We start from the raw sequence: 8,454 nt of genomic DNA, 5'->3' as shown, positions 1-8,454 counted from the left end.
AGATTCTGTATATTATAGGTGTACTAAAGTGTAAGGGAATGAGAGGTGTGGCATACGTAATTTCACTGCAAGGGCCGATGGCTAGCGGAAAAACAACATTAGCAAAAAGGTTAGAAAAGAGAGGGTTTCGAGTTATATATGAAAATCCATATCCAATTGTAGAGAAGCGAAAAAAATTGAATTTAGACATGAATTCAAAAGTAGGGTTTATTATGAATCAAAAAATGTTTATGGAAGCAAAAATAAAGGAGTTTCAAAATGTGAAAGATTCAGTCGTAATTTTTGATCGCGGACCAGAAGACATTGAGTTTTTTACACTCTTTTATCCAACGATTATAGGAGAAGAGTGGGATATAGAAACTGAATTGAAAGATGAATTATATAAATTAAGAGCATGCCGTTCGGATGTGATTTTTTACTTAGATGTTACGAAAAAGAATGTATATGATAGAAAAAATAATGATAGAACAAGAAACAGAAGTACGTTTGAGGAGCAATTTAAATTAGTAGAAACTGAAAAAGACTGGTATAAAAAATTTCCTGTAACTTATGTGGACACGAATAGATTAACAGTGGACGATTTAGAGGTATATTTTATGGACTGGTTAAAGGAGAGAGGGCTATGAAAAAAATACTTTTATTTGTATACTCAACATTTGCAGAGTTTGAAATAACAGTAGCGACGGCATTGCTGAAAAATAAATATGAAATCATTACAGCGGGCTTAACTAAAGAATTGGTTATAAGTGAAACTGGATTGCAAGTGCAGCCGCATATAGAAGTAAGTGAAGTATGTGTAGATGAGTATGAGGGGATACTTATTCCAGGTGGAGAAGAAGGACAGTTGGAAGATGCAAAACCTCTTTTTTCAATCATTCGTCAATTTCATGAACAAGAAAAATTAGTGGCGGCAATTTGTGCTGGACCGTATGCACTAGCAAAAGCAGGGTTATTTAAAGGGATTTCTTATACTGCGACTATAGATTATCAAAAATTTGATTGTTTTCCAGTAGAAAATTTTGTGTATGAAGAAGTTGTGAAACACTCAAATATCATTACAGCACAAGGGCATGCATTTGTACCATTTGGAATAGCAATTGCCTCTTATTTTGGAGTGGCAGACGAACATAATACAGATTTTTATTGTGGTAAAGGCAATGTAGTAATGGAGAAACTTTTACGAGAAAACGTGTAGAAGCTAGCAAATGCTAGCTTTTTTCTTTTTGACACCGATAAATTACTAACGTTTTTGGATCGCGCCATATACCGTTATGGAGAGATAATTCCTGGTTGATTTCTTCTGTTAGCCATTCTTTCATCTCGGCTTGAAGATACATATTATCGGGTATATTTAGCGATGGGAACATGCTAGAAATATAGTTTACAATCGGAGTAGCATGATGAAAAACGAGAGCATTATGAATAACTGTTTCTTCAACAGTTGGAAAAACAGATTGTAATATCTCTTTACCGTTTTCTAAACAAAATGGAGTGACTGATGATGTTGTTTTCGGTAAATCAAATGCGTCTAACATACGGTTACACATTTCAACTATACGAGGTAGTGTAACGCTAGAATTTGTTGTAGCTAAAAGTGTTCCGCCAGGACGAATTACTTTATGGAATCCTTGAATTGTTTTTTCAACATCTTTCACATGGTATAACATATGTCTTGCAATTATTAGGTCATAACAATTTGTTTCGAAAGGAAGTTTACTAGCATCCCCTCGTTTCCATTCTATTAAGTTATTTGTTTTAGCAGCTTCAGCAAGCATAGCTTCGGATTGATCAAACCCGGTGAATGGGCCTTTATGACCATTTGTTTGTAAAAGGGAAAGGAATTTTCCACTAGCGCACCCAACCTCTAATATGTTTTCTTCCCCTTGAAGTTGTAAATGTTTAATGACGAGTTTATCTAAATCTACGTGTTTTTCTTCGTAATGTGTATGTGTGTCGATGCGTGTTTGTAAATGGTTGCTAACGTTATATTGACGTTTTACATCATTCATTTTGTCGCATTCCACCTTTGTGCAAAATTGTTGGATTGCATGTGTTAATACATCTGTTTTCTTTAAACCTTCGTAATGGAGTGCTAATTCAAACCTTTTAAGTAATTTCTCTTCAATTCGAAAATGAATATCTTTTCGTTTTGTCACTGAAATCTCGCTCCTTTGCATCTGTTAGTGAGACTATAGCACGTCTGGAAATTTTGTGTAAATCATTTGTGTACACAAAATTATGGGGATGAAAAAAATGTTTGAATATGATTTTAAACTATTGACGATTTAAACGTTTTCATATATTCTTAAATTAAGTAATATTCAAATAATTCAAAAGAAATGAGAGAGTCACATGCTTCTTCAAGGAACACATCGAATTGGTCGTATGGCCATGCTGTTGGCACTTGCGGATGAGAATGAAAGTCCTGTATTATCCATTCCAAAAGGTTGGAAGTATTGTACGGGGAAAGTGGGTTCGATGAATTCGCAAAAGGTTGTCGCAGCAATGGAAACAGCGGCTAAAAGCAACCAAGTTATTGAAACAGATGTTTACAGAGAAACACATGCACTTTATCATGCAATTATGGAAGCTTTGTACGGAGTGACGAGAGGTCAAATTCAGTTAGCAGACGTTCTTCGTACAGTAGGACTTCGTTTTGCGATTGTGCGCGGTACACCATACGACGGAAAAAAAGAAGGCGAATGGGTTGCTGTTGCATTATATGGAACGATTGGTGCACCTGTAAAAGGATCTGAGCATGAGGCGATTGGTTTAGGAATTAATCACATATGATTTGCCCATAGTCTATTAGTTAGAAGGGGGCCTTACTTTTTTAGGACAGAAGTCTGTCTTAAAAAGATAAGGTCCCCTTTTGCCTTTTTAAGGAGGAAAAATGATGATTACGTTAACAGGACATACATTGACAGTTGAAGAAATGAAGAGGTTATTACTGGAAGGAGAAGGTGTAACAGCTTGTCCAACTAGTATGCAAAAGGTAGCGGAGTGCCGCGAAGTAGTTGAGAAAATTGTAGAGGACGGAAAAGTCGTTTACGGAATTACAACTGGATTTGGAAAGTTTAGTGATGTGCTTATCCAAAAAGATGATGTAAAGGCACTTCAACATAATTTAATTCAGTCACATGCATGTGGGATTGGTGATCCATTCCCGGAAGAAGTATCGCGTGGAATGTTAATTTTACGAGCAAACACGATGCTTAAAGGAGTATCAGGCGTAAGGCCGCTTGTTGTAAATATGCTTCTTGAGTTTGTAAATCGTAAAATTCATCCAGTTGTTCCGCAACAAGGTTCACTTGGTGCAAGTGGAGATTTAGCGCCTTTATCTCATCTCGCGCTCGTATTATTAGGCGAAGGTGAAGTGTTCTATAAAGGAAAACGCGTTCATGCGATGGTGGCTCTTACAGAAGAAGGTCTTGAGCCGATTGAACTTGAAGCGAAAGAAGGGCTTGCATTAATCAATGGTACGCAGGCGATGACAGCGCAAGGAGTTCTTTCTTATATAGAAGCGGAAGCAACGGCATATCAAGCTGAATTCATTGCTTCGATGACAATTGAAGGGTTACAAGGCATTATTGATGCATTTGATGAAAATGTTCATAAAGCACGTGGTTATAAAGAGCAAGTGGAAGTAGCGAGCAGAATTCGTGACATCCTTCATGATAGTAAATTAACAACAAAACAAGGAGAACTACGTGTACAGGATGCCTATTCACTTCGCTGTATTCCGCAAGTACACGGTGCTTCTTGGCAAGTTTTAAATTATGTGAAAGAAAAATTAGAAATTGAAATGAATGCAGCAACAGATAATCCACTAATCTTTGATGGTGGGGAAAAAGTAATTTCGGGTGGGAATTTCCATGGTCAACCGATTGCGTTTGCGATGGACTTCTTGAAAGTAGGAATGGCGGAACTTGCAAATATTTCAGAGCGTCGTATTGAGCGTTTAGTAAATCCGCAATTAAATGATTTACCAGCATTTTTAAGTCCCGAACCAGGACTTCAGTCTGGTGCGATGATTATGCAATATGCTGCAGCATCACTAGTTTCTGAAAATAAAACGTTAGCACATCCGGCGAGTGTGGATTCAATCCCGTCATCAGCTAATCAAGAAGATCACGTAAGTATGGGAACAATCGCTTCACGCCATGCACATCAAATTATTCAAAACGTAAGACGCGTTCTTTCAATTGAAATGATTTGTGCGATGCAAGCTGCAGAATATCGCGGCATTGAAAACATGAGTACAGTGACGAAAAGTTTCTACCATCAAGGTCGTCAGCAAGTGCCGTCTATTACAAATGATCGTATATTCTCAACGGATATTGAAAATATTGCGCATTGGTTAAAAACGAATTATTCGATAAAAGAAAGATTAGATGTAAACGCAGCACTATAAAATGAGAAAAGGGAGAGATTGAAATGGAAAAAGTTAAACAAACAATTCGCGCGCCAAGAGGTACGGAGTTACAAACGAAAGGGTGGGTTCAAGAAGCTGCACTTCGTATGTTAATGAACAATTTAGATCCGGAAGTTGCTGAAAAGCCAGAAGAATTAGTTGTATATGGCGGAATTGGCCGTGCAGCTCGTAACTGGGAAAGCTACAATGCAATTGTAGATTCATTAAAAACGTTAGAAAGCGATGAAACATTACTTGTTCAATCAGGAAAACCAGTTGCAATCTTTAAATCACATGAAGATGCACCTCGCGTTCTTTTAGCGAACTCAAACTTAGTACCGAAGTGGGCGAACTGGGATCACTTCCGTGAACTAGAGAAAAAAGGTCTTATGATGTATGGACAAATGACAGCAGGTAGCTGGATTTACATTGGAACACAAGGCATTTTACAAGGAACATATGAAACGTTTGGCGAGGCGGCACGTCAACATTTTGGCGGTTCATTAAAAGGTACTGTAACACTTACTGCTGGTTTAGGTGGTATGGGTGGTGCACAACCTCTTGCTGTAACGATGAATGGCGGTGTTGTCATTGCTATTGATGTTGATAAGCGCAGCATCGATCGTCGTATTGAAAAGAGATACTGTGATATGTATACAGAATCATTAGAAGAAGCATTAACGGTTGCGAACGAGTATAAAGAGAAGAAAGAACCAATTTCAATTGGTTTATTAGGAAATGCAGCAGAAATTTTACCAGAACTAGTGAAGCGTAATATTACGCCAGATTTAGTTACGGATCAAACATCTGCTCATGATCCATTAAACGGTTATATTCCAGTCGGTTACACGTTAGAAGAAGCAGCAAAACTTCGTGAAGAAGATCCAGAACGTTACGTGCAATTATCAAAAGAAAGCATGACAAAACATGTAGAAGCAATGCTTGCTATGCAAGCAAAAGGCGCAATTACATTTGATTATGGAAATAACATTCGCCAAGTTGCTTTCGATGAAGGTTTGAAAAATGCATTCGATTTCCCAGGATTCGTTCCAGCATTTATCCGTCCATTATTCTGCGAAGGAAAAGGACCATTCCGCTGGGTAGCACTTTCTGGTGATCCAGAAGATATTTATAAAACAGATGAAGTAATTTTACGTGAGTTTGCTGACAATGAACATTTGTGTAACTGGATTCGTATGGCACGTCAGCAAGTTGAATTCCAAGGTCTTCCGTCACGTATTTGTTGGCTTGGTTACGGTGAGCGTGCGAAATTTGGTCGCATCATTAATGAAATGGTTGCAAATGGTGAATTATCAGCACCGATCGTTATCGGCCGTGACCATTTAGATTGCGGATCAGTAGCATCTCCAAACCGTGAAACAGAAGCGATGAAAGACGGTAGTGATGCAGTTGCAGACTGGCCAATTTTAAATGCATTAATTAACAGTGTGAACGGTGCAAGCTGGGTATCTGTTCACCACGGTGGCGGCGTTGGTATGGGATATTCACTTCACGCTGGAATGGTTATCGTTGCAGATGGAACAGAAGCAGCAGCAAAACGTATTGAGCGTGTATTAACTTCTGACCCTGGTATGGGTGTTGTTCGTCACGTGGATGCAGGATATGACTTGGCAGTGGAAACTGCGAAAGAAAAAGGCGTTAACATTCCAATGATGAAATAAGGAGGAGAAAACATGCTGGACACTTTACTAATAAATATCGGTCAATTACTAACAATGGATCAAGAAGATGGCTTGTTAAGACGGGAAGCGATGAACACGCTTCCTGTTATCGAAAACGGTGCGGTTGGAATTGAAAATGGTGTAATTACTTTCGTTGGAACAGCGGAAGAAGCGAAAGGATTACAAGCGAGAGAAGTTATTGATTGCGGCGGGAAAATGGTTTCTCCTGGTCTCGTTGACCCGCATACTCATCTTGTATTTGGTGGATCTCGTGAAAATGAAATCGCACTAAAACTACAAGGAGTTCCGTACTTAGAAATTTTAGAACAAGGCGGAGGCATACTTTCAACTGTAAATGCAACGAAACAGGCGTCGAAAGAAGAACTTGTTCAAAAAGCGAAATTCCATTTAGACCGTATGCTATCTTTCGGAGTTACTACTGTAGAAGCGAAGAGTGGTTACGGATTAGATGATGAGACGGAATGGAAACAATTAGAGGCAACAGCACAATTACAAAAAGAGCATCCGATCGATTTAGTTTCAACATTTTTAGGTGCTCATGCAGTTCCGAAAGAGTATAAAGGTAGATCGAAAGAATTTTTACAATGGATGTTAGACCTACTACCAGAAATGAAAGAGAAGCAATTAGCGGAGTTCGTTGATATTTTCTGTGAAACAGGTGTGTTCTCTGTAGAAGAATCAAAAGAATTTTTATTAAAAGCGAAAGAGCTTGGCTTTGATGTGAAAATTCATGCAGATGAAATCGACCCTCTTGGTGGTGCGGAAGCAGCGGCAGAAATCGGTGCAGCATCAGCGGACCATTTAGTTGGTGCTTCTGATAAAGGAATTGAAATGCTTGCAAATTCTAATACAGTAGCAACTTTATTACCAGGAACAACTTTCTATTTAAATAAAGAAAGCTTTGCTCGTGGTCGTAAAATGATTGATGAAGGTGTTGCAGTTGCGTTAGCTACAGACTTTAACCCAGGTAGCTGTCCAACTGAAAATATTCAGCTTATTATGAGCATTGCGATGCTAAAATTGAAAATGACACCAGAAGAAGTTTGGAATGCCGTAACGGTTAACTCATCATATGCCATTAACCGTGGTGATGTAGCTGGGAAAATTAGAGTTGGTCGTAAGGCAGATTTAGTTTTATGGGATGCTTACAATTATGCTTACGTACCGTATCATTACGGCGTAAGTCATGTGAATACAGTATGGAAGAATGGTAATATTGCATATACAAGAGGTGAACAATCGTGGAGCACGGCCACTATTTAAAGAAAAATGCAAAGTTTATTGATCGTGAAGTGACGAAATGGAGTGAGATGATTAAAGATTGGGAGGAAGGTGTGGAAATATTCGGTGCTGCCTTAATTGGAGCACCCCTTTCTAAACCATCTATTAGTCATTCAGGAGCGAGTTTTGCTCCAAAGACAATTCGTGCGATGTTAGATGCATATAGCACATATGCAATTACAGAAGAACACGATATGAAAGAAAGTGTCTTATATGATTGCGGCGATATTACGATGCATGTGACGGATATAAAAGAAAGTCATAAACGAATTGCGAAAACAGTTGGGCATGTAACGAAAGTAAACCCGAACATGATACCAATCGTTCTTGGCGGTGACCACTCGATTAGTTTTCCGAGTATAACAGGCTTTGCAAACAGTAAAGGAAAGATCGGTATCATTCAATTTGATGCCCATCATGATTTACGTAATTTAGATGATGGTGGTCCGTCAAATGGTACCCCTTTCCGTAGTTTACTAGAAAATGGTGTCATTACAGGAAAACAACTCATTCAAATCGGTATTCGTAATTTTTCAAATGCACGAGCGTACCATGAATATGCAAAAGAACATGGGGTGACAGTGTATACAATGAAAGATGTACGAGAGCGAGAAATAAAAGATATTATGACGGAAAGTATTGAAGTATTAAGAAAGCAAGGTGTGACTTCTATTTACATTTCTCTTGATATGGACGTACTAGATCAAGCATTCGCACCAGGTTGTCCAGCAATTGGCCCTGGCGGAATGGACAGTATGACTTTACTTGATGCGATTGAATTCCTTGGTAAAGAACCGCTTGTGCAAGGTATGGATATTGTAGAAATCGATCCAACCCTTGATTTTAGGGATATGACGAGCCGAGTAGCTGCGCAAGTGATTATGAGTTTTCTTTTAGCGAGAGAAACAGTCCGTAAGCAGGTTAGTATATAGACGGAAAAGTAGATATTTATGCTTTATCAAAAACACATCACTACTGAAATGTAGTGATGTGTTTTTGTGTTAAAGGAGAATGAATGTATGTGGAACCGTTAATGGAATTGCGATTTTTATAGTG

General features: G+C 38.5%; 8 protein-coding genes. 7 read left to right on the top strand and 1 reads right to left on the bottom strand.

What is annotated here, in order from left to right; all coding sequences use genetic code 11:
* Positions 1 to 38 precede the first annotated feature (38 nt).
* Together ACQGS6_RS18705 and ACQGS6_RS18700 are read left to right on the top strand one after the other, a co-directional pair.
* A complete protein-coding gene (locus ACQGS6_RS18705) occupies positions 39 to 626 on the top strand; it encodes an AAA family ATPase (protein ID WP_001986424.1) in 588 nt (195 codons plus the stop codon).
* A complete protein-coding gene (locus tag ACQGS6_RS18700) occupies positions 623 to 1,195 on the top strand; it encodes a DJ-1/PfpI family protein (protein ID WP_061655820.1) in 573 nt (190 codons plus the stop codon). The genes ACQGS6_RS18705 and ACQGS6_RS18700 overlap by 4 nt, the downstream gene beginning before the upstream one ends.
* A gap of 13 nt (positions 1,196 to 1,208) precedes the next feature.
* On the opposite strand, the gene ACQGS6_RS18695 is transcribed toward ACQGS6_RS18700, so the two are convergent.
* Positions 1,209 to 2,156, bottom strand: coding sequence for a class I SAM-dependent methyltransferase (locus tag ACQGS6_RS18695; RefSeq protein ID WP_142238226.1), 948 nt, complete (start codon positions 2,154 to 2,156; stop codon positions 1,209 to 1,211).
* 196 nt (positions 2,157 to 2,352) lie between these two features.
* Between ACQGS6_RS18695 and hutP the strand changes: the two genes are divergently transcribed.
* From hutP to hutG, 5 genes are all read left to right on the top strand, one after another.
* On the top strand, positions 2,353 to 2,793 hold the full coding sequence (gene hutP / locus ACQGS6_RS18690) for a hut operon transcriptional regulator HutP (RefSeq protein ID WP_000926516.1): 441 nt from the start codon (positions 2,353 to 2,355) through the stop codon (positions 2,791 to 2,793).
* 103 nt (positions 2,794 to 2,896) lie between these two features.
* Positions 2,897 to 4,414, top strand: a complete 1,518-nt coding sequence (gene hutH / locus ACQGS6_RS18685; RefSeq protein WP_074626090.1) for a histidine ammonia-lyase — start codon at positions 2,897 to 2,899, stop codon at positions 4,412 to 4,414.
* Between the two features lie 23 nt (positions 4,415 to 4,437).
* The gene (hutU, locus tag ACQGS6_RS18680) at positions 4,438 to 6,096 is read left to right on the top strand and encodes a urocanate hydratase (protein WP_074626089.1); all 1,659 of its coding nucleotides are present in this window, start codon (positions 4,438 to 4,440) and stop codon (positions 6,094 to 6,096) included.
* Between the two features lie 12 nt (positions 6,097 to 6,108).
* Positions 6,109 to 7,380 carry an imidazolonepropionase gene (gene hutI, locus ACQGS6_RS18675; protein ID WP_000887540.1) on the top strand — a complete coding sequence of 424 codons (1,272 nt, stop codon included), beginning with the start codon at positions 6,109 to 6,111 and terminating at the stop codon, positions 7,378 to 7,380.
* Positions 7,359 to 8,330 (top strand): formimidoylglutamase, encoded by a 972-nt coding sequence (gene hutG, locus ACQGS6_RS18670; protein ID WP_242785001.1) that lies wholly within the window; start codon positions 7,359 to 7,361, stop codon positions 8,328 to 8,330. The genes hutI and hutG overlap by 22 nt, the downstream gene beginning before the upstream one ends.
* Positions 8,331 to 8,454 lie beyond the last annotated feature (124 nt).

This window comes from Bacillus sp. GMs2/2, assembly GCF_050172095.1.
Classification (GTDB): Bacteria; Bacillota; Bacilli; order Bacillales; family Bacillaceae_G; genus Bacillus_A; species Bacillus_A cereus.
This window is presented reverse-complemented; position numbering and strand designations above follow the sequence as displayed.